Genomic DNA, 21,873 nt, shown 5'->3' on the forward strand with positions numbered 1-21,873 from the left:
ACATCGACGTGTCCGCCTCGCCCGTCGAGGCCGTCCTGCGCACCGACAGCCCGGACGGCGGCCGCCCGGCCCTCACCATCGGCTGCGACGGCACGGATCTCCAGGTCACCGGACCCGACGGCGTGACGCTCGGCCGGACCGCCCTGACCAGGCCACCGACCACGCTTCGCATCCTCACCGTGGGCGAGTACGTCGAGGTATACGCCGACGGCGTCTTCGTGCTCTCCACTCTGAGCTACACGGGCCACCCCGCCCCATGGACGACCATCACGCAGGGCCGCCGCCGCACCGTACCCGTCCGGCCGGTCCGCCTGCCCGACCCGCACCGCGACGACGCCTCGGCAGTCTGGCCCGGCCCGCCGACCCCCGGGACCACCGCCCATTGACGGGCCCCGCCGGCATCCACACCACCACACTCCACCGTTCGGCCACCAGGAGCCGTCGCGTCGACGGCGTCAACACGAACGGGCCGACCGGGAGAAGCCCGGCCGGCCCGTTCCCGACGTGACGTCAGCGGGCGGCGACGGCCGCGTTCTCCGCGATGACGTTCTCCAGGATGTGCGACAGAGCGCTGTCTCCCTTGACCGTCGTGGAGTTCTCCGCGCACTGCTGGTTCTGCGTGTCGTTGGCGAGGTCCTGAACACCGACGTTGGTCAGGAGGATGTTCTGGACGTCCGCGGCGACGGGCACACCGGCGCACAGCTTGTTCAGGGAGCCCTGCACGAGGCCCAGCTGGGGGCTCGCCGTGCCCCCGGTGAGGGTGTTGCCGTACGACTGCTCGGAGAAGTCGCCGTTCTGCGTGTCGACGGCGTGGTCGCCGACGGCGAACGCCATCGGCGTGCAGACTCCCAGGGCGGCTGCGGCAACGCCCGCGGTGGCAACAACCTTCTTGATCATGTTCCATCCTTCTCGTCGGGGGACCCGGCGACCGGGCCGTCCTGCTAACCGGCGGACTCCGGGCACGTCACGGTCCGGGCGCCCGGAAGGCACCGCATTCACCCGTTTGCCCCGTACGGGTGTGGCGGCTCGGGAGCGCGGCGGTTACCCGGGGACGGCGCTCCCGCGCGGGCCGTCACGTCGTGACGGTGTGTCCGCCCGTGCGGTACCCCCGCCTCCCGGCCCGGCGACGGTATCCGGACACGGGCTCGCGGGGCGAACGGAAGTGATTGCCGCATAACGGAGCGACGGATGCGACGAGGTCGCGCCGCGGGCGGCCGCGGCGGGATCGCGAGCGCCACGGTGGTGGCGACAGGTCCGGGGCTCCAGCGGGGGGCGGTCGACCACACCGGGCGCCCATGAGTGAACGCGCTATGACGGGACGTCCGTTCAACGCTGAACAGCTCGAACGCGCAACCCGCCCCCTTGCCCGGCATGGCCGTACGGGCGGTCGACCCGAGGGCCCGGACCGATCACCGACGCGCCGTCGGCGAACAGACCGACAGGCTTGCCCTGGTCGGTCCTCGACGGCGTGTCGCGATCGAACAGGCCAGTCGACCGCGATTCCTCATGGACGCGCATAGAGCGACCGAAAGCCGACCTTGCGAGGAGGCGGAACCGGACGCCAGGATCCCTTGCGTCACTACTTGTCAGGCACATGACGTGAACGGGAACCACCGTCCGCGTCGGTGGCCCGACGGGCCCGTCCACCCAACGGGCCTTCCGATCCCCCACCGGAGGACGCAGTGAACTTCAAGCGCTTCACCCCCCGCGGCGGTTGCGCGAGAGGCGCGCGGCTGACCGCCGTCGCCGCCGCTCTTGTCACCGCCACCGCGCTTGCCGCCCCGAGCGCCGGTGCGGAGACCGCCGAAGCGACCCGGGCGACCACCGCCGAACTGGCCCAGGTGAGCGACTCCGTACTGGGCGCCGATGTGCCGGGCACCGCCTGGTACACGGACGCCGAGTCCGGCAAGCTCGTCGTCACCGCCGACTCGACCGTCTCGGCGGCCGAGCTGGCCAAGCTGAAGAAGGCCGCGGGCGACAAGGCCGGCGCCGTGGAGATCAAGCGCACGCCCGGCAGGTTCAACAAGCTCATCGCCGGCGGCCAGGCCATCTACGCGGGCGGCGGCGGCCGCTGCTCGCTCGGCTTCAACGTCCGCAGCGGCAGCGGCGCGTACTACGCCCTGACGGCCGGTCACTGTACGGACATCGCCGGCGCCTGGTACACCAACTCGTCCCAGAGCAGCTACCTCGGCAGCCGCGCGGGCTCCAGCTTCCCGGGCAACGACTACGGCATCATCCGCCTCTCCAGCTCCTCGTCGGCGGACGGCCGGGTCTACCTGTACAACGGCGGCTACCGTGACATCACCTCCGCCGGTAACGCCTACGTCGGCCAGTCGGTCCAGCGCAGCGGCTCCACCACGGGCCTGCACAGCGGCCGTGTCACAGGCCTGAACGCCACGGTCAACTACGGCGGCGGCGACATCGTCCACGGCCTGATCCAGACGAACGTCTGCGCCGAGCCCGGCGACAGCGGCGGCTCGCTCTTCGCCGGCTCCACCGCGCTCGGCCTGACGTCGGGCGGCAGCGGCAACTGCCGTACGGGTGGCACCACGTTCTTCCAGCCCGTCACCGAGGCGCTCAGCGCGTACGGCGTGAGCGTCTTCTAGTCACCACCCGATCAGCAGCACCCCCACCCCACCGGGGCCGGTGGTCCGTCTTGTCGCGGGCCACCGGCCCTCCGGTCTGCCGGAAATCGCTCAAAGCCCCGTTGCACGAGCGGAGTCGGGGAGTATCGTGCGGCCATGTCCTCCACACCGCCGCCGCCCCGGCTCCGCCCCGCGTACAACGCCGACGAGCGGAGCCAGCTGACCGGCTGGCTCGAGATGCAACGCGCCGTCATCCACTGGAAGTGCGAGGGTCTGTCCGAGGAGGACGCGCACCGGCCGGTGCTGCCGTCGTCACCCCTGATGTCCCTGGCGGGGCTCGTCTCGCACATGCGCTGGGTGGAGCACCTGTGGTTCGAGGTGATCTTCCTGGGCGGCCCGGAGGCCGGACCCCGCGTCGACAGCGAGGAGGAGGACGCCGACATGAGGGTGGACGGCGTCCCCCTGACCCGGCTGCTCGACGAGTACCGGCGGCAGTGTGCGACGTCCGACGAGATCATCGCCGCCCACGGGCTGGACCAGGCGGGCCGGCACCCCGACTTCAAGGCGTCGGCCGCGTCCCTCCGCTGGATCCTCTTCCACATGATCGAGGAGACCGCCCGCCACGCCGGCCACGCCGACGCCCTCCGCGAGCTCCTCGACGGCGACACCGGCTACTACTGAGCCGACGCCTGTCGGGGGAACGTGGACGACAGGCACGGCACCCGGCCGCCTCGCACGCGTCGGCCACCGCCGGCAGCACCTCCGTAGCGGCGAGCGTCAGGACGGTCCGGGCTTCCTCGGACGGGACGAGCCGGTCGTCACGCAGGGCCGTTCGGCACTGCCTCGGTCGCGGGACGCCCCACACGCTGGGAGCATCCGGAGTGAGGAGTGAGGACTATGCAGCACCGCACCGTCTCCGAGGTCATGACACGGCGTGTTGTGACCGTACGCCCCGACACGCCGTTCAAGGAGATCGCCCGACTGCTGGGCGACAACGACATCACCGCGGTACCCGTCGTCGACGGGGACAACCGGCCCCTCGGCGTCGTCTCGGAGGGAGACCTCCTCCGCAACGCGGCGAGCCTGCCGGACCCCGAGGGCCGCTCGACGGGGCCGCGGCTCCGGCCGCGCGACCTGGAGCTGGCCGGAGCCGAGGACGCCTCCGCCCTGATGACCGCTCCCCCGGTCACCGCCCGTCCCGCATGGAGCATCGCCGAGACGGCGCGCACCATGTCCAGGCGGAACGTGAAACGGCTTCCCGTGGTGGACGAGACCGGGCGGCTCGTCGGCATCGTCAGCCGCGGCGACCTGCTGCGCCCTTTCCTGCGACGCGACACCGCCATCAAGGAGGAGATCCACCGCGACGTTCTGGCCGGGACCCTCGGGCTGGCCCCGGGCAGCGTCCGGGCGGAGGTGCGGGAGGGCGTGGTGACGCTGACCGGCCGGGTCACGGACGTGGCCCTCGTCCCTGTCATCGAGCGGCTCTGCCGGTCGGTGGACGGTGTAGTGGCCGTGCACCAGCGGATCGGGTACACCGGCGACTGACCGTTCCTCGGATCACCGCACGGAGGGAGTACGTACAGGCCGACCCGTCCCCCGACGCGGCGGAACCCTCCGACCCGTCCGGCGCCGACCTGGCGGCCGAGCCCTCCACGGCGACCGGTGAACCGGTACCGCGCTGCGAGCGGCCCGTACGGCGGTTCGGCGACCGTGCCGCCGTGGAACGGGGTGAGTTTCCAGGCGGCGCCAGGTGAGGCCGACGGCCTGCTCGGCGGGCCCGACGGGGCCGGGAGGACGACCGCGATCCGGCTGGTGTGCGGGCTGCGCCTGTCCGGTCGGGCCCTGGAGAAGCGGGTCGACGAGGTGCTGGAGCCGGCTCGATCCGGGGCGGCGGGCCGGGGAGTGGTCGAGGCGCCGTCCCGTGTCGCGGTGCCGGCCGGGGTTCGCGGTGCTCCTGCCTGCGCCCGCCGTGGTGGGCAGCGCCGGCGCCCGGCGGCCCGGCCGGGGCCGACGTGGCCTTCCGGGATCGCTCGGTTACCCCTCGGCGAGTTCGGCGCCGATGTGGTGGGCCCAGTCCCGGACGCGGTCCAGGTCGCGGTGGTCGCCGGCCCGTCCTTCGCGTACGAGGGCGCGGGCGAGGAAGCCCTGAGTGGACGGGGAGAGGCTGCCGCCGAAGGTGACGTGCTCCCGGGCGTGCAGCCGTTCCATCTCGCGGGCCGCGCCGCGCACCGGCGGGATCTCGTGCTCGGCGGCCGAGTCGTCCAGGGGGCCGCTGCTGAACAACCACACCGGTCGCCGCCCGAGGGCCTCGGCGTTGCGTCGGGCGCAGCGGACGGCGTCGTGGTGCCAGTGCCCGGCGTACAGGGCGCCGCCGAGGACCACCGCGTCGTAGCCCGTGACGTCGACGACGTCGTCGGCCGGGACGACGGCCGTGTGGTAGCCGTCCTCGCGCAGGGCGTCGGCGATCTCCTCGGCGATGCCCTCCGTGGCGCCGTGCCTGCTGCCGTAGGTGACGAGAACGCGCTTCATCGTGGGCTCCTTCCGGCGCCGCACCGGCGCCGCAGGGTCGATGGTGTTGTCCCTTCCCAGCGTCGCGCGCCGGCTGCCCGCCGTCCGGGGACGGACGTCCCGTCGCCCACGGCCGTTCGGCCCTGATCAGCGCCGTGGTGCCGTGCCTACAGTGAGGAGTGGGCGGGACCACCGCTTCTTCCACGCAAGGAGTCCGTCATGAGTGGACGTCTCAACGGTACGGTCGCCCTGGTCACAGGCGGTGCGCGTGGCATCGGCGCGGCTGTCGTCCGGCTCTTCGCCGAGGAGGGCGCCCGGGTCGTGATCGGGGACGTACAGGAGGAGGAGGGTGCCGCGCTGGCCGCCGAACTGGGCGAGCAGGCCCGGTTCCAGCGCCTCGACGTCACCGGACCGGACGACTGGGCGGCGGCGGTCACGGCTGCGGAGAACGCTTTCGGGCCGCTTACCGTGCTGGTCAACAACGCGGGCATCGTCGAGTTCGGCACGATCGAGGAGATGGAGCCGGAGGAGTTCCAGCGGGTCCTCGACGTCAATCTGTACGGACCGTGGCTGGGAATCCACCACGCCGCTCCGTCCTTGCGCCGAGCGAGTGGAGGGGCGGTCATCAACGTGTCCTCGACGGCCGGGCTCATGGGCTACGCGAACCTCGGTGCCTATGTGGCGAGCAAGTGGGGACTGCGCGGGCTGACGAAGACGGCCGCGCTGGAGCTGGCGGCGGACGGGGTGCGGGTGTGCTCGATCCACCCTGGGCCGATCAGGACGCCGATGACCGCCGGTTTCGACGACTCGATGACGGCGGCGCAGCCGATAGCCCGCTTCGGGACGCCCGAAGAGGTGGCCAGGACGGCTCTGTTCCTGGCCGCCGACGCGACGTACTCGACGGGGTCGGAGTTCGTGGTGGACGGCGGGGCGACCACCGGCAGCATGATCGTCGCCGAAACGGGCGACTGAAACGGGCGACTGAGAGGGTAGGTGACCGGTGGCGTCACCCCGCGCGGCGTCGTGCTGTGCCCTTCGCACGGCTCGACGGGAGCGCTCCCACTCGTTTGCCGTTCACTCAGCCGGCCCCGCGGAAGCTGTCAACCTCCGGGACCGGTCCCGTTGCCCTTGAGGCGTTCCAGGTCCGCCGGCCGCACCTGGATGACCAGCAGTGCGATCACGGCACCGATCGCGGCGAAGACCGCCGCCAGGATGAACGCCGCCGACACTCCGGATGCCAGCACCTCATGGGCCCAGGGCGGCGGCAGCTCCCCGGTGCGCTGGAACCGGACGCGTTCGAGGGGCGTCGCGCGGGACAGGAAGTCGGCGACCTGCCGCTGCGCCTCGTTGGCGCTGACCGTGCCGAACACCGTGACCAGGATGGACAGGCCCAGTGAACCGCCCACCTGCTGGGTCGCGTTGAGCAGCCCGGAGGCGGCGCCCGTCTCACGGGTTCCGACGTTGGAGAGGGCCATCAGCGTCAGTGACACGAACTGCATGCCCATACCCATGCCGAGAACGAGCACCGGCCCCAGGATGCTGCCCGCGTACGTGGAGTGGACATCGGTCAGTGTCAGCCAGCCGAGCCCGGCCGCGGCCAGCAACCCGCCCGTCACCATGAACGGCTTGGGACCGAAGCGCGGCAGCAGCTGCGCGGCGACGGTGGCGCCCACGGCGATGATCGCGCTGACCGGCAGGAAGGCGAGACCCGCCTGGAGCGGGCTGAAGCCCAGCACGTTCTGCACGAACAGCGTCAGGAAGAAGAACATCCCGAAGATCGCGGCGGCCAGGCTGAGCATCATCCCGTACGTGCCGGCCCGGTTGCGGTCGGTGAACATGTGCAGCGGGGTGATCGGCTGCCGGGAGCGGCGCTCCACCAGGAGGAACAACGTCAGAACCACCAAGGCCACGCCGAACGACGCCAGGGTCAGGCCGTCCCGCCAGCCCTCCTGCGCGGCCCGGATGAAGCCGTACACCAGCAGCACCATGCCGAGCGTGGAGGTGAGGGCTCCGGTGACGTCGAAGTGGCCGGGCTGCCGCTCGGACTCCTTGATCCAGTGCGGGGCGGCGAGGAGGATGAGCAGCCCGATCGGGACGTTGACGAAGAACACCCAGCGCCAGTCGAGCCACTCGACGAGCATGCCGCCCGCGAGGAGGCCGATCGCGCCGCCGCCCGCGGAGACGGCCGCGAAGACGCCGAACGCCCGGTTGCGCGCGGGGCCTTCGCGGAACGTCGTACTGATGAGGGCGAGAGCGGTCGGGGACGCGATGGCGCCGCCGACGCCCTGCAGGGCGCGCGCGGCCAGCAACTGCCCCGAGTTCTGGGCGAGTCCGCCGAGCAGGGAGGCGAGGACGAACAGCGCGACGCCGGACATGAACATCCGGCGCCGTCCCAGGATGTCGCCCGTACGGCCGCCGAGCAGCAGCAGTCCGCCGAAGGCGAGCGTGTAGGCGTTGATGACCCAGGACAGGCCGGTGGTCGAGAAGTCCAGCGAGCGCTGGATGTGCGGAAGCGCGATGTTGACGATGGTGATGTCGAGAACCACCATCAACTGGCAACTGGCGATGACCACCAGGGCTATTCCGCTGCCGTCACCCCGCTTCGGAGTGGCGGCCCGCGACACGGAATTCGGTCGGGGCATCGTCATGGCACAGCGCCCTCGGACGAGGGCCGGTCCGTGGACGAGCATCGCCCACCGTTCAACGCTAAGCCCGGGCGCGGGAGGTCACCACTCGATCAGCGGACACCGCCCGGACACGCGTACGGGAAGGTGGTGCCCGCGCCGTGCCGGCTCGGCGACAGGATCTCCAGGTCGGCGCGGGCCCGGTACTCGCCCTCGCCGCTGAACGTCCACAGCAGATGGAGCCGGGCCTCGCGCTGACCCCTGCGGACGCGCTCGCTCAGCACACCGGACGTGGTGCCGTCGCTGCGCAGCCAGCGGTAGGTGAAGGTGCCGGGCCGCCCGTCGGTGCGGACGACGCCGACGATGTCGGCGGTGCCGCCGCAGCCGGTGCCGGTGCCGTCCGCGCTCCCGTCCGCGCCGGTGAGGACCACCCCTTCGGTGTGGACGGCCGCGTCGCGGACGGCGACGGTGGGCCCGTACCGCTGCCAGGCGAGAAAGGCGAGGACGCAGAGCAGGACGAGGGCGGGCAGGACGAACCGGCGCCCACGCGCAAGGCGTCGGGGTGCCGCGGGAACGGACCGCGCCGCCGGGGCGGGCTGTACGGCGGGCTGCGGGCTCGGCATGGCCATCACGGCGGTCACGGGCATGTGCGCCGTCACGCCGGGCCCGAAGCGGAGCACCGTCCCCTCCACGCGGTCGGGCTCGACGGCCGCGCGCAGGGTCGGCTCGGTGGCGTCCTCCGGTTGCGTGTCCGGGCGCTGGAACCAGTGGCTGGCCAGAGCGGTCGCGCTGTACTCGGGGTCGTCGGCGGGCCGGTCCGGGCGCGGAGCGCGGGGGTCGGTCATCGGAGGTCGCACCTCGAGGTCAGCAGCCGCTGGGAGGAGCCGCCGCCGGCGGGCGCCGGGTCGCTGGTCCCCCGGGCGGTCCAGTAGCAGGCGGTGGTCCGGAACGTGTGGGTGAGCGTGACGGTGTACCGGGTGGCGCCGCTGCGCCGGTACGTCTCGGTCAGCCCGTCCCGGACCCCCACGCCGTCGCGCGAGTCACCGGCGTACCAGGAGACGATCAGGGTGACCGGACCGGTGCCGTCCGTGGCGATGTCGAAGGTGGCGGTGGCGGTGGTGGCGCCGGTCTGCCGGAAGTCCCTGACGGTCACCGCCTTGACGTTCGGCGCCGTCGCCGAGGGCGTGGGCGACGTGGGCGGCTTCGAGGTGCCGGGCTCGCCGGTGGGCGGCGGGGTGGACGGGGACGGGGTGCTGGGCGGGGTGAGGGAACTGGGGTGCGAGGGGCGCTCGGGCGGAGTCGGCGTGGTGTCGCCCGGGGCGTCCGGGTCGTCCGCCGGGGTGTGCGGGGAGTCGGCCGGGGACGGGGTCACCCCGGTCTCCGGCGACGGCAGGCCGGAGGGCGACGGGGAGGCGGAGGGCGACGGGTCGGTCGACGCCGGGTCCTCGGGCGTACCGCCCGCCGGGTGGATGTCGGTCGTGGCGATGGCCTGCGCGGCCGTTCCCGGCCGGGAGCGGTCGCCGGCGTCGGCGAGCACCAGGACCAGGGCGAGGAGCAGCGCGGTGCCCATGGCGGCCCAGCCCAGCGGGTTCGGGCTCAAGGACCGCCACCAGGAGTCTCCGTCGCCGAGCGAGGTGCTCGCCAGGTCGGTGGTGCTCTGCGCCAGGTCCCCGGAGGACGGGAGGAGCAGGGGCAGCAGCGCGACGAGGGACGCCAGCCGGCCGCGTCCGCGCTCCTCCCAGCGCGGCCCGTACGCCGCCGTCGCGATCTCCTCCAGCTGCCGCACGAACGCGGCGGCCTCCTGCGGCCGGTCGTCGGGCGTCTTCGCGAGGCCTCGGCGGATGAGGGGCCGCACCGGCTCGGGGACGTCGTCCTCGGGTACCGGGGCGTCGACGTGCATCAGGGCGAGTTCGGCGAAGTTCTCCCCGGTGAACGGCTTGCGGCCGGTGAGGCACTCGAAGAACGTGGCGGTGGCCGCGTACACGTCGGAGGCGGGCGAGGCGGGCGCGCCGCTCCACTGCTCGGGTGCCATGTACGCGGGGGTGCCGGCCACGCCGGCGACGGTGCCGCTGTCGGTGGCGATGCCGAAGTCGACGAGGCGGGACACGCCGTCGGCGGTGACGAGGACGTTCTCCGGTTTGTAGTCGCGGTGGACGACCCCGCTGGCGTGCGCGGCGGCCAGCCCCAGGAGTGAGCCTTTGAGGAGGGTGAGCGCGGCCTCGGGGCCGAGGGGCCCGTGCTCCCGGATCAGAGCCCGCAGGGCGAGCCCGTCGACCAGCTCCATGACGATGGCGGCGCCCTCGGGGGCCTCCACGTACTCGTACAGGCGGACCACGTACGGCGACTCCAGCGCGCCGAGCAGCCGTGCCTCGGCGCGGAAGCCCTCGACGAACGAGGTGTCGCGGCGCAACGCCTCGCCCAGGTACTTCACGGCGACGCGCCGGCCGGTCGCCTCGTGCACGGCCAGGACGACGCGCCCGCCGGCTCCGGAGCCGAGTTCGCGGACGTCCGTGTAGCCGGGTACCGACCAGCCGTTCATGTGCGGCCTCCCCCTCATGCCCTTGCGCAGCCGTGATGACTCTTCCCCACCAGGGACACCTTTCGGCTACGGCCGGTTCCCGTCAGTTTGTCCTGAGGAAGCGGCGGAGGCGGGTCAGGGGCCAGGCGTTGATGACATCGTCCTTGGTCAGCCAGCCGCGCCGGGCCGTGCCGACACCGTAGCGCAGGTACGGCAGATGGGTGATGGCGTGGGCGTCGGAGTTGACGGCGAACTTCACGCCGTACCGCCTGGCACGCAGGATGTCCTCGTCACACAGGTCGAGCCGCTCCGGATGGGAGTTGATCTCCAGGGCGGTGCCGGTGCGGGCGCATGCCTCGAAGACGGCGTCGAAGTCGGCGTCCAGGCCGGGCCGCTTGCCGAGGAGCCGGGTGGTGGGGTGGCCGATGACGGCGACGTGCGGGTTCTCGCAGGCGCGGATGATGCGGCGGGTGAGGGCCTGGGGGCTCTGGTTGAAGTGGGAGTGCACGGAGGCCACGCACAGGTCGAAGTCCGCGAGGAACTCGTCGGGCCAGTCCAGGCCGCCGTCCGGGCCGATGTTGAGTTCCGTACCGTGCAGCAGCCGCATGCCGTGGTGCTTGCGGTCGAGGGCGCGGACGCGCTCGCGCTGGGCGAGGATCTTCTCGTCGGTCATGCGCTGCATGGCGAGGTTCGGGGCGTGGTCGGTCACGGCGTAGTACGCGTAGCCCCGCTCGGCGGCAGCGGCGATCATGTCCTCCAGCGGGGCCAGCCCGTCGGTGAGGTCGGTGTGGGTGTGCAGGTCGCCCCTGATGTCCTTCTCGTCGATCAGGTCGGGAAGCTCACCGCGCAGGCCGGCCGCGATCTCGCCGCGGTCCTCCCGCAGGGGCGGCGGGATCCAGGGCAGGCCGAGCCGGGCGTAGATCTCCTCCTCGGTCTCCGAGGCGATCTTGTGGCCGCTCTCGGCGTGGAACAGGCCGTACTCGGAGAGCTTCAGCTTTTTCCGGACGGCGATTTCCCGGGTGCGGATGTTGTGCGCCTTGGAACCGGTGAAGTACTGGAGCCCCGCGCCCCACGACTCCGGCGGGAGGACCCGCAGGTCGACCTGGAGCCCCTTGGTGGTGCGGATGGAGGTCTTCTTCTCGCCGTGCGCGATCACCTCGGCGGTGTGCGGGAGGGCCGCGAGTGCCTCCATGAAGGGCGCCGCCCGGTCCGCCGCGACGAGGATGTCGATGTCGCCGATCGTCTCCCGCATCCGGCGCAGGGAGCCCGCGTAGGCGCATCGGGTGCAGCCGGAGACGGCGGACAGCTCGGCGACGATCTGTTCCGCGACGTCCATGGCGGCGCTGATGAGGATCCGCCCGTCGCCGGCCTTCTGCATCAGTGAGATGCCGTGGAGGATGTTCTCCTCGGTCTTCTCGCCGAAGCCCCTGAGGTCGCGCAGCCGCTCCTCGTGGATGGCGTCGAGGAGCTGGTCCACGGACGAGACGCCCAGCTCCTCGTGGAGCACCAGCGCCTTCTTCGGGCCGAGAGTGGGGATGGTGATCAGTTCCCGGACGCCGGCGGGGATGGTGGCCCGTGTCTCCTCGATGGCGGAGACACGACCGGAGCGCAGGAACTCGACCACCTTGGCGGCGATCGACTTGCCGACGTTGGGGATCTCCTGCAGCTCCTTGACGTCGAGCGTGGAGACATCGGCGTGGTAGCCGCCCACGGCGCGTGCCGCCTTCTCGTAGGCCCGCGCCTTGAAGGCGTCACCGCCGCTGATGGCTATGAGGTCGGCGTACTCCTGGAGAAGCGCCTCGACCTCTTCATTGGCTCTGGCCATGTCTCCAGGGTGCGCCGTCCGGCGCACGGATGCCGTGGGACGGCGGGTGTGCGCGCGGTCGCCGGGAGAACACGCCCAGTGTTAGAAATGGGTTATGAGGGGCAATAGTGGACGTCTCGGACGCTCCGCGCGCCGGGGGCGGCTGCTCGGGGTACGCAGCGCCGCCGGACAGGTGCTCTTCCTTCAGATCGTGGTGGCCGCGGTCCTGATCATCGCCGCGACCATCGCACTTATGTTCGAGGCGCGTTTCGACAGCGAGCGTGACGCGCTGAATCGTGCCCTCGCCGCGGCCGAGTCGTTCGCCGAAGCCCCCGGCACGGCGGCCGCGGTGCAGTCCGCCGATCCGCGCGCCGCCCTCCAGCCCCATGTGGTCGCGGCATGGCAGGGCTCGGGTATGGATTTCGTCTCCGTGATGGCACCGGACGGCACGCGTCTGGCCGACAGCGACCCCTCGCTCATCGGTACGCCCGCGGAAGGGGTGCAGCGGGCGGCCGACGGATGGGCGTTCACGGAGATCTTCGAGGGTGGCCCCGACGACGCCGCCCGGGCGATCGTCCCCGTGACGGACGACGGCGGGACGGTCGTCGGCCTGGTGGGCGCCGGGGTCTCCATCGAGAGCGTGGGCGACGCCGTCGACCGCCAGCTGCCGCTGTTCCTCGGCGCGGGCGCGGCCGCGCTCGCCCTGGCCACGGCCAGCTCGGCGCTGGTGAGCCGACGGCTGCGGCGGCAGACGCACGGCCTCGGCCCCGCCGAGATGACCCGGATGTACGAGCACCACGACGCCGTCCTGCACGCCGTGCGGGAGGGGGTGCTGATCGTCGGGGACGACGGGCGGCTCACTCTCGCCAACGACGAGGCGCGCCGGCTTCTCGGCCTGCCGGCCGACGCGGAGGGCCGTCCTGTCACCGAGCTGGGGCTGGCCCGGGACACCGCCGAGTTGCTCGCCTCCGGCCGCCCCGTGACGGACGAGGTGCATCTGGCGGGCGACCGGCTGCTGGCGGTCAACACCCGGCCCACCGACCCGCACGGCGGCCCCTCCGGCACCGTCGCCACGCTGCGGGACACCACCGAGCTGCGGGCCGTCACCGGGGCGGCGGAGGTGGCGCGGGACCGGCTGACGCTGCTGTACGAGGCGGGGGTGCGGATCGGCACCACGCTGGACGTCACACGGACGGCGGAGGAGCTGACGGAGGTGGCGGTCCCCCGGTTCGCGGACTTCGTCACCGTGGAGCTGCTGGACCCGGTGCTGCGCGGCGAGGAGCCCGGCCGGGGGAACACGGTGATGCGCCGCGCCGCCGTCAGCGGCGTACGGGACGACCATCCGCTGCAGGCGGCCGGGGAACCGGTCCGGTTCGACGTGCCGACGACTCCGATGGCGGCTGCGCTGGCGAGCGGCCGGGCGCTGCTGGAAGCGGACCTGACCGTGGCACGCGGATGGCGGGAGCAGGACCCGTCGGGCGCCGACCGGGCCCTCGCGTACGGCATCCGCTCGCTGTTGACCGTGCCGCTGCAGGCGCGCGGGGTCGTCCTCGGCATGGCCAACTTCTGGCGCTCGGATCGGTCGGAGCGGTTCGAGGACGAGGACCTGGCCGTCGCGGAGGAGCTGGCCGCGCGGGCCGCGGTGGCCATCGACAACGCGCGCCGGTTCACCCGCGAGCACACGATGGCCGTGACGCTCCAGCGGAGCCTGCTGCCGCGGGTGCTGCCAGAGCAGGACGCCGTGGAGATCGCCTACCGCTATCTGCCGGCGCAGGCCGGGGTGGGCGGCGACTGGTTCGACGTGATCCCGCTGCCGGGCGCCCGGGTCGCGCTGGTCGTCGGGGACGTCGTCGGGCACGGGCTGCACGCGGCGGCGACGATGGGCCGGCTGCGTACGGCGGTGCACAACTTCTCCGCGCTCGACCTGCCGCCGGAGGAGCTGCTGGGCCACCTCGACGAGCTGGTGTCCCGGATCGACGACGAGGAGACCGAGGACGGCAGCGCGGAGATCACCGGCGCGACCTGCCTGTACGCCATCTACGACCCCGTGTCGGGGCGCTGCTCCATGGTCACGGCGGGCCACTACGCGCCGGCCGTGGTGCGGCCCGACGGGTCGGTGGAGTTCCCGGACGTGCCCCTGTTCCCGCCGCTGGGCCTGGGCGGCGGGCCGTTCGAGACCTCCGAGTTGCGGCTGCCGGAGGGCAGCAGGCTGGTGCTGTACACGGACGGTCTGATCGAGAACCGTGAGCGCGACGTCGACACGGGCCTGCGGCTGCTGCGCGGCACGCTCGCCGACGGTCCCGGCCGGTCGCCGGAGGAGACGTGCCAGGCGGTGTTCGACGCGATGCTGCCGCCGCACCGCAGCGACGACATCGCGCTGCTGGTGGCCCGCACCCGGCTGCTGCCCGACGACCGGGTGGCCGACTGGGACGTGCCGCGCGACCCGGCGGCGGTGGCGCCCGTGCGGGCGGCGTGCGGCCGCCAGCTGGAACAGTGGGGGCTCGAGGAGATGGGCTACGCCACGGAGCTGATGCTGAGCGAGCTGATCACCAACGCGATCCGGTACGGCTCCGAGCCGATCCACGTACGGATGCTGCGGAACCGGAGTCTGATCTGCGAGGTGTCGGACGGCAGCAGCACGTCCCCGCATCTGCGACGGGCGGCCACCATGGACGAGGGTGGGCGCGGCCTGTACCTCGTCTCGCAGTTCGCGGGACGGTGGGGCACCCGGTACACGCCCGGCGGCAAGGTCATGTGGACGGAGCAGTCCCTGACGGACGGGGCGCCGCAGCACCTGGAGGTGCCGCCGCTGTTCGACGACGCGGCGTGGTGACGGGTGGCGGATGACGGATGGCGGGTGAGAGGGGACGGCCGACGGCTCACGGGGGCACGGTGATCCGGCCTCCGCCCCGCAGCGGACACGGCTCGCCGCCCCGGAGGAGCGGCCGGGGCGGCGGAGCGGGCGTCCGGCCGTCAGCGGAACGCCACCGATGCCTCTCCGGCGCCGGTCGTGACGGAGGCGGGGCAGAGGAAGCTGCCCGAGGTCTTGCCGGCCGTGAAGGCCCGGTTGGTGTACTTCCGGGTGGTGCCGTCGCGGTCCCACCGGATGTTCGTCGCCCGGTAGCGGCAGGAGACGAACCCCCGCCGACCGGTGATGTCGATCGCGTCGGTGAGCGCGGTTCCGGCGGCGTCGTCGAAGGTGAACACCGGGTCGTTGTTGAGCGAGGCGGTGATGCTGCCGTCGCAGGACAGATTGCCGCCGGGTGTGTTGATGGTGGAGCGGTCGACGGTCAGGGTGTTCGGCGGGTCGGTGCTCGCGGCCCCGTCGGTCCAGCTGCAGTTGTTGCCCGTGACCGCGATGACCCCGTCGACCTTCTGCTCCGCCGTAGGCCCGAGGGCGGTGGCGGCGGTGGTCGTGCCGACGGCGACCGCGACGACCAGGCCGGCGGTGCCCGCGAGTCTCGCCATGTTCCTCATGTTGTTCCTCCCAGCCACGTCGTTGTGAGCGTCGGGAGCGTGACACAGCAGCCTTGAAATGTCAGGCTCACGTCAATCTTCTGACCGGTTTGCGGCGTACCGGCTGGTAACCGCTCCCCCGGCCGGGTGAGCGCCGGCCACACGCCACCGCCGCGCCCCCGTCGGACCCGTCCGCCTGGTCATCATGCGACGGTGACCTGCCGACGCCGCCGTACCGCACTCCCGCGCCGGACCCTCCTCCCGCTCGGGCTCGCCCTCGTCGCCGCGCTGTGCTCGCTGACAGCACCACGGCCCGCGACGGCGACGGCGACGGCGACGGGGGGAACCCTGACCGCGCCGCTCACGAGCGGGTCGGAGGCGGAGGCGGAGGCCCGCACCGCCGCCCGCCTGGAGTCGATCCGCCAGGACCCGGACCGGCTCCGGGAGTTCTTCCTGCGCCTGCCCAAGGGTGGTGACCTGCACAACCATCTGGGGGGCGCCGTCCCGACCGAGTTCCTGATCCGGCTGGCCGCCGAGGACGGGCTGTGCGTCGACGAGGGAACGCTGACCGCCGTACGGCCGCCGTGCGGGCCGGGGAGGCGGCCCGCCGCCGACGCCCGTACCGACCCGGCCTTCCGTACCGCGCTGATCAGGGCCTGGTCCATGCAGGACTTCCCGCCCGGCCGGCCGGGCCACGACCACTTCTTCGCGACGTTCGGCAGGTTCGGCGAGGTGATCCGGCACCACCGCGGCCGCCAGCTCGCCGTGGTGGCCGACTCGGTGGCGCGGCAGAACCAGTTCCTCCTGGAGACGATGGTCACCCCCGTCCCCGACGGAGCGCGCGAGCTGGCGGCCGAGACCGGCTGGGACCCGGACCTCCGACGGCTCCACGACAAGCTGCTCGCCGGAGGCCGCCTGGACCGGCTGGTCGACGCGGCACGCGCCGAGGCGGACGCCGCTGACGCCGAGTTCCGCGCCGTGTCCCGCTGCGGAAGCGCCCGGCCCGCGCCGGGCTGCCGCCTGCTGGTCCGGTGGATCTCGCACGCACACCGCAACAGCCCTCCCGAGCTGGTCTTCACCCAGCTGGCGCTGGGGATGCGGCTGGCGGAGCGCGACCCCCGGTTCGTCGCCGTCAATCTCGTCGAGCCCGAGCACGGGGACATCTCCCTGCGCGACTACCGGCTGCACATGCGCATGGTCGGCCGGCTGCGGGACAGCTACCCACGCGCCCATGTCACCCTGCACGCCGGCGAGTTGTGGCCGGGCCTGGTGAAGCCCGAGGACCTGTCGTTCCACATCCGGGAGGCGGTCGACGTGGCCGGCGCCGAGCGCGTCGGGCACGGTGTGGACCTCGTCCACGAGGACGACCCGCGGCGGTTGCTGCGTACGATGGCCCGCCGCGAGGTGGCCGTCGAGGTGCCGTTCACCAGCAACGCCCAGATCCTGGGCGTCGAAGGCGCCGAGCACCCGTTCCCCGTCTACCGCGCCCACGGGGTGCCGGTCGTGCTCGCCACGGACGACCCCGGCGTGTCACGGACCGACATCAGCCATGAGTACCGGTACGCCGCGACGGCCTATGACCTCGGGTACCGCGAGCTGAAGGACCTGGCGCGGGCGTCGCTCGAGTACGCGTTCCTGCCCGGGCGCAGCCTCTGGCGCGGCAACCCCACGGCGCACGGCTACCGTCCGGTCGCCGAGTGCCGCGGCACCCGACCGGGCCGTGCGGGGCCGGGCGCCGACTGCCGGCGCCTGCTGGCGGGCAGCCGGAAGGCGGCCGTGCAGTGGCGCCAGGAGGCCGCCTTCGCGGAGTTCGAACGGCGCCACGGCGGCGGCTGAGGCACTCGGGCGGCGGCGCGCTCGCGGTGCTGCTCACGCCCAGCCCGGCGCACGCACGGGCAGTCGGCCGCGCCGGCGGGTACCTCGTGGGAGACGGCGACGGGGGCGCGTTGCCGTTCACGGCCCCGGGGCCGATCCGGCCGGCGTGGAGACGGGTCGCCGCCCTGGAGCGGGACCGGTGGGCGGACGTGGTGGGCCGACGCGGCGGAGGTGAGCCCCGCGGCAGGGCCCGAGGCGCCTCAGCCCCGCACCAGGAGCTGGAACTGGAAGGTGTAGCGGGACGCGCGGTAGATGTGGGTGCCGTACTCGACGGCGCGGCCGGTGTCGTCGTAGGCGGTCCGCTGCATGGCCAGGAGGGCGGCGCCCTCGGGTTCGTCGAGCCGGCGGGCCTCCTCGGCGGTGGCGGTGCGGGCGCCGATGGACTGGCGGGCGCTGTGGAGGGTGATGCCGGCGGTCCGCATGACCTGGTAAAGGCCGGTCGACTCGAGCGTGGCGGTGTCGAGGTCGACGAGGCCCGCCGGGACGTAGTTGCACAGCAGCGCCATGGGCTCGTCATGGGCGAGGCGGAGCCGCTGCACGACGGCGACCGGGCTCTCCTCCGCGACACCGAGCGCGGCGGCGACCTCGGCGGACGCGGGCCCGGTCTCGTTGCGCAGGACCCGGGTCGTGGGGCTCTGGCCTGCCGCCTGGAGGTCGTCGTAGAGGCTGCTGAGCTCCAGGGGGCGTTTCACCTGGCTGTGCACGACCTGCGTACCGATGCCGCGGCGGCGTACCAGCAGGCCCTTGTCGACCAGTGACTGGATGCCCTGGCGGACGGTGGGCCTGGACAGGCCGAGGCGGGCGGCGAGCTCCACCTCGTTGCCGAGGAGGCTGCCGGGCGCGAGGACGCCTCGCTCGATGGCGGACTCCAGCTGCTGGGCGAGCTGGTAGTAGAGCGGCACCGGGCTGCCGCGGTCCAGCGTGAAGTCCACGCCGGCCGTGGCGGCGCCCGCGGATGCGGATTCGGTCACGCCCATAGTTTATCCATACATTCGGACAAAAGGATCTACCTTCCGCCGGTGGTCAGTTTGTCCGGACAAGCGCCCGGTACGGTCCGGGCGGACCGTACCGGGCGGGCGGCGCTTGCGGCGCCCTCAGGTGTTGCTCGGGAAGCCCAGGTCGATACCGCTGTCCGCCGGGTCCGGCCACCGGGTCGTGATCACCTTGCCGCGCGTGTAGAAGCCGATCCCGTCGTTGCCGTAGATGTGGTGGTCGCCGAAGAGCGACTCCTTCCAGCCGCCGAAGGAGTGGTAGCCCACCGGCACCGGGATCGGCACGTTGACGCCGACCATGCCCGCCTCGACCTCCAGCTGGAAGCGGCGGGCGGCGCCGCCGTCCCGGGTGAAGATGGCGGTGCCGTTGCCCCAGCGGGAACCGTTGATCAGCCTGACGGCCTCGTCGTACGTCCCGGCGCGGACGACGCAGAGCACCGGGCCGAAGATCTCGTCGCGGTACGCGTCCGCCGTCACCGGGACCCTGTCGAGCAACGAGACACCGATGAAGAAGCCGTCGGCGCACTCGGGGTGGCCGTCGACCGTGTGACCGGTGCCGTCGACGACGACCTCGGCGCCCTGCTCGGCGGCCGATGCGACGTACGAGGCGACCTTGTCGCGGTGCTCGCGGGTGATCAGCGGGCCCATCTCGCTGGACGGGTCGTCACCGGGGCCGATACGGAGGTTCTTGGCGCGCTCGGCGATCTTCCCGACCAGCTCGTCGCCGGTGTCGCCGACCGCGACCACCACGGACACCGCCATGCAGCGTTCGCCGGCCGAGCCGTACGCCGCGTTGATGGCCTGGTCGGCTGCGAAGTCCAGGTCCGCGTCGGGGAGGACCAGCATGTGGTTCTTGGCGCCGCCGAGCGCCTGTACGCGCTTGCCGTGCTCGACGGCCGTCCGCTGGATGTACCGCGCGATCGGCGTGGATCCGACGAACGACACGGCGGCGACGTCCGGATGCTCCAGCAGCCGGTCGACGGCGACCTTGTCGCCCTGGACGATGTTGAGCACCCCGTCCGGGAGGCCCGCCTCGGCGGCCAGCTCCGCGAGCCGGAACGAGGCGGACGGGACCTTCTCGCTCGGCTTGAGGACGAACGTGTTGCCGCAGGCGATGGCCAGCGGGAACATCCACATCGGGACCATCGCCGGGAAGTTGAACGGCGTGATGCCCGCGACGACCCCGACCGGCTGCCGGATCGAGGCCACGTCCACCCGCGTGGAGACCTGGGTGGACAGCTCGCCCTTGAGCTTCTCGGGGATACCGCAGGCCAGTTCGACGATCTCCAGGCCGCGGGCGACCTCGCCGAGCGCGTCGGAGTGGACCTTGCCGTGCTCGGCGGTGATCAGCTCCGCGATCTCGTCGCGGTGGGCGTCGAGCAGCTCGCGGTACTTGAAGAGGACCGCGGTGCGCTTGGCGAGGGAGACGGTGCCCCAGCCGCCGTACGCGGCACGGGCCGCGGCGACGGCGGCGTCCACCTCGTCGGCGGTGGCGAGGGCGACCCGCTTCTCCTGGACGCCCGTCGCGGGGTTGTACACGGGGCCGAAGCGGCCGGAGGCGCCCTCGACGGGCTTGCCGTCCATCCAGTGGCTGATGGTCTTCATGGGGCTGGGGCCTTTCGTGACGGGGGCTCAGAGGTGTCGGCGGATGTCGGCCGCGTGGCGTTCGTACGTCTTGCGGGCCTCGACGGCGGCCTCGCGGGAGGCGACCTCCGCGACCGGCACGTCCCACCACGCCTCGGCTCCGGGTGAGGCGGGGTTGTGGAGGTCCGTCTCCACGTACACGCAGGTTGGCCGGTCGGACGCGCGGGCGGTCGCCAGCGCCGCGCGGAGTTCGCCGACGGTCCCGGCGCGCAGGACGTCCATGCCGAGGCTGGCGGCGTTGGCGGCGAGGTCGACGGGGAGCGGGTCGCCGGTGAAGGTGCCGTCGGGGGCGCGGTAGCGGTAGTGGGTGGCGAAGCGTTCGCCGCCGGTCTGCTCGGAGAGGCCGCCGATGGACGCGTATCCGTGGTTCTGGATGAGGACCAGGTTGACCGGCAGGCCCTCCTGCACGGCGGTGACGATCTCGGTGGGCATCATCAGGTACGTGCCGTCGCCGACCAGCGACCAGACCGGTGTGCCGGGCGCGGCGAGCTGGACGCCGATGCCGCCGGGGATCTCGTATCCCATGCAGGAGTAGCCGTACTCCAGGTGGTACTGACGGGGCGAGCGGGCACGCCACAGCTTGTGCAGGTCGCCCGGGAGGGAGCCGGCCGCGTTGACGACCACGTCCTCGTCGCCTACGACCGAGTCCAGGAGGCCGAGGATCTGGGTCTGGGTCGGTACGGCGCTGTCGTCGTCGGCCCGGTAGGCGGCGTCGACGACGTGCTCCCAGCGCTCCTTGCCCGTGCGGTACTCGGCCTCGTACGCGGCGGCGACGCGATGGCCGGCGAGTGCCTCGGTGAGCGCGGCCAGGGCGGCGCGGGCGTCGGCGACGACGGTGCGGGCGGCCATCTTGTGGGCGTCGAACGGGGTGATGTTGACGTTCAGGAACCGTACGTCCGGGCGGGCGAAGAGGGTGCTGGAGGCGGTGGTGAAGTCGGTGTAGCGGGTGCCGACGCCGATGACGAGGTCGGCGGTGCGGGCGATGTCGTCACAGACCGCCGTGCCGGTGTGGCCGATGCCGCCCAGGTCGGCGGGGTGGTCGTGGCGCAGGGAGCCCTTGCCTGCCTGGGTGGAGGCGACAGGGATGCCGGTGGCGTCGACGAGGGCCTTGAGGGCACCCTCGGCCTCGCTGTGGTGGATGCCGCCGCCCGCGACGATCAGCGGCCGTTCGGCGGCACGGACGGCGTGGACGGCCTCGGCCAGCTCCCCCGGTTCGGGGACGGGGCGGCGGACGGTCCAGACGCGGTCGGCGAAGAACGCCTCGGGCCAGTCGTACGCCTCGGCCTGGACGTCCTGCGGCAGCGCGAGGGTGACGGCGCCGGTCTCGGCGGGGTCGGCGAGGACGCGCATGGCCTGGAGCGCCGAAGGGACGAGCATCTCGGGCCGGGTGATCCGGTCGAAGTACCGGGACACCGGCCGGAGCGTGTCGTTGACGGAGACATCGGCGGACACGGGGTGCTCCAGCTGCTGGAGCAGGGGGTCCGCGGTGCGGGTGGCGAAGTAGTCGCCGGGGAGGAGCAGTACGGGCAGGCGGTTGACGGTGGCGAGGGCGGCGCCGGTGACGAGGTTGGTGGCGCCGGGGCCGATGGAGGTGGTGACGGCCTGGGCGGAGAGCCGGTTCAGCTGCCGGGCGTAGCCGACGGCGGCGTGCACCATGGCCTGCTCGTTGCGTCCCTGGTGGAACGGCATGGTCTCCTCGCCGGCCTCCAGCAGTGCCTGGCCGAGGCCGGCGACATTGCCGTGGCCGAAGATGCCCCAGGTCCCGGCGATCAGCCGGTGCCGTACGCCGTCGCGTTCGGTGTACTGCGCCGACAGGAAACGCACCAGCGCCTGGGCGACGGTCAGGCGTCGGGTGAACTGGCTCATC

General features: G+C 72.8%; 16 protein-coding genes and 1 pseudogene. 7 read left to right on the top strand and 10 right to left on the bottom strand.

The window, feature by feature from the left end:
- A pseudogene (locus FVS66_RS20960) lies at positions 1–386 on the top strand (mucin-1); the annotation flags it as partial.
- 124 nt (positions 387–510) lie between these two features.
- Here FVS66_RS20960 and FVS66_RS20965 read toward each other — a convergent pair.
- Complete coding sequence (locus tag FVS66_RS20965; RefSeq protein ID WP_149182729.1) at positions 511–897, bottom strand: rodlin; 387 nt, start codon at positions 895–897, stop codon at positions 511–513.
- Between the two features lie 785 nt (positions 898–1,682).
- Here FVS66_RS20965 and FVS66_RS20970 point away from each other — a divergent pair.
- From FVS66_RS20970 to FVS66_RS20980, 3 genes are all read left to right on the top strand, one after another.
- A complete protein-coding gene (locus FVS66_RS20970; RefSeq protein WP_149182730.1) occupies positions 1,683–2,606 on the top strand; it encodes a S1 family peptidase in 924 nt (307 codons plus the stop codon).
- A gap of 135 nt (positions 2,607–2,741) precedes the next feature.
- Entirely contained in the window at positions 2,742–3,266 is a 525-nt protein-coding gene (locus FVS66_RS20975; protein ID WP_149182731.1) for a DinB family protein, read from the top strand.
- A gap of 216 nt (positions 3,267–3,482) precedes the next feature.
- Complete coding sequence (locus FVS66_RS20980) at positions 3,483–4,130, top strand: CBS domain-containing protein (RefSeq protein ID WP_149182732.1); 648 nt, start codon at positions 3,483–3,485, stop codon at positions 4,128–4,130.
- 489 nt (positions 4,131–4,619) lie between these two features.
- On the opposite strand, the gene FVS66_RS20985 is transcribed toward FVS66_RS20980, so the two are convergent.
- A complete protein-coding gene (locus FVS66_RS20985; RefSeq protein ID WP_149182733.1) occupies positions 4,620–5,114 on the bottom strand; it encodes a flavodoxin domain-containing protein in 495 nt (164 codons plus the stop codon).
- A 198-nt stretch (positions 5,115–5,312) separates the two neighbouring features.
- Between FVS66_RS20985 and FVS66_RS20990 the strand changes: the two genes are divergently transcribed.
- Complete coding sequence (locus FVS66_RS20990; protein ID WP_149182734.1) at positions 5,313–6,065, top strand: glucose 1-dehydrogenase; 753 nt, start codon at positions 5,313–5,315, stop codon at positions 6,063–6,065.
- Between the two features lie 128 nt (positions 6,066–6,193).
- Here FVS66_RS20990 and FVS66_RS20995 read toward each other — a convergent pair whose 3' ends face one another.
- The 4 genes from FVS66_RS20995 to polX form a co-directional block, all read right to left on the bottom strand.
- Positions 6,194–7,735, bottom strand: coding sequence for an MFS transporter (locus FVS66_RS20995; protein ID WP_262387145.1), 1,542 nt, complete (start codon positions 7,733–7,735; stop codon positions 6,194–6,196).
- A 95-nt stretch (positions 7,736–7,830) separates the two neighbouring features.
- Positions 7,831–8,562, bottom strand: coding sequence for a hypothetical protein (locus tag FVS66_RS21000; RefSeq protein ID WP_149182736.1), 732 nt, complete (start codon positions 8,560–8,562; stop codon positions 7,831–7,833).
- Positions 8,559–10,256 carry a serine/threonine-protein kinase gene (locus tag FVS66_RS21005; RefSeq protein WP_149182737.1) on the bottom strand — a complete coding sequence of 566 codons (1,698 nt, stop codon included), beginning with the start codon at positions 10,254–10,256 and terminating at the stop codon, positions 8,559–8,561. Before FVS66_RS21005 ends, FVS66_RS21000 begins: the two co-directional genes overlap by 4 nt.
- An 82-nt stretch (positions 10,257–10,338) precedes the next feature.
- Positions 10,339–12,060, bottom strand: coding sequence for a DNA polymerase/3'-5' exonuclease PolX (gene polX / locus FVS66_RS21010; RefSeq protein ID WP_149182738.1), 1,722 nt, complete (start codon positions 12,058–12,060; stop codon positions 10,339–10,341).
- 94 nt (positions 12,061–12,154) lie between these two features.
- Between polX and FVS66_RS21015 the strand changes: the two genes are divergently transcribed.
- Positions 12,155–14,872: a SpoIIE family protein phosphatase/ATP-binding protein gene (locus FVS66_RS21015; RefSeq protein ID WP_149182739.1), complete on the top strand. Its 2,718-nt coding sequence runs from the start codon at positions 12,155–12,157 to the stop codon at positions 14,870–14,872.
- Between the two features lie 140 nt (positions 14,873–15,012).
- Here FVS66_RS21015 and FVS66_RS21020 read toward each other — a convergent pair whose 3' ends face one another.
- Complete coding sequence (locus FVS66_RS21020) at positions 15,013–15,507, bottom strand: hypothetical protein (RefSeq protein ID WP_262387115.1); 495 nt, start codon at positions 15,505–15,507, stop codon at positions 15,013–15,015.
- 201 nt (positions 15,508–15,708) lie between these two features.
- On the opposite strand from FVS66_RS21020, the gene FVS66_RS21025 reads away from it, so the two are divergent.
- Positions 15,709–17,331 carry an adenosine deaminase gene (locus FVS66_RS21025; RefSeq protein ID WP_149182741.1) on the top strand — a complete coding sequence of 541 codons (1,623 nt, stop codon included), beginning with the start codon at positions 15,709–15,711 and terminating at the stop codon, positions 17,329–17,331.
- Between the two features lie 239 nt (positions 17,332–17,570).
- On the opposite strand, the gene FVS66_RS21030 is transcribed toward FVS66_RS21025, so the two are convergent.
- From FVS66_RS21030 to iolD, 3 genes are all read right to left on the bottom strand, one after another.
- Positions 17,571–18,347: a GntR family transcriptional regulator gene (locus tag FVS66_RS21030; protein WP_149182742.1), complete on the bottom strand. Its 777-nt coding sequence runs from the start codon at positions 18,345–18,347 to the stop codon at positions 17,571–17,573.
- A gap of 117 nt (positions 18,348–18,464) precedes the next feature.
- The gene (locus tag FVS66_RS21035; protein ID WP_149182743.1) at positions 18,465–19,967 is read right to left on the bottom strand and encodes a CoA-acylating methylmalonate-semialdehyde dehydrogenase; all 1,503 of its coding nucleotides are present in this window, start codon (positions 19,965–19,967) and stop codon (positions 18,465–18,467) included.
- Positions 19,968–19,994: 27 nt separating this feature from the next.
- On the bottom strand, positions 19,995–21,872 hold the full coding sequence (gene iolD, locus FVS66_RS21040) for a 3D-(3,5/4)-trihydroxycyclohexane-1,2-dione acylhydrolase (decyclizing) (RefSeq protein ID WP_149182744.1): 1,878 nt from the start codon (positions 21,870–21,872) through the stop codon (positions 19,995–19,997).
- Between the last annotated feature and the right edge of the window lies 1 nt (position 21,873).

It is taken from the genome of Streptomyces sp. TRM49041 (genome assembly GCF_008271805.1).
Taxonomy (GTDB): Bacteria; Actinomycetota; Actinomycetes; order Streptomycetales; family Streptomycetaceae; genus Streptomyces.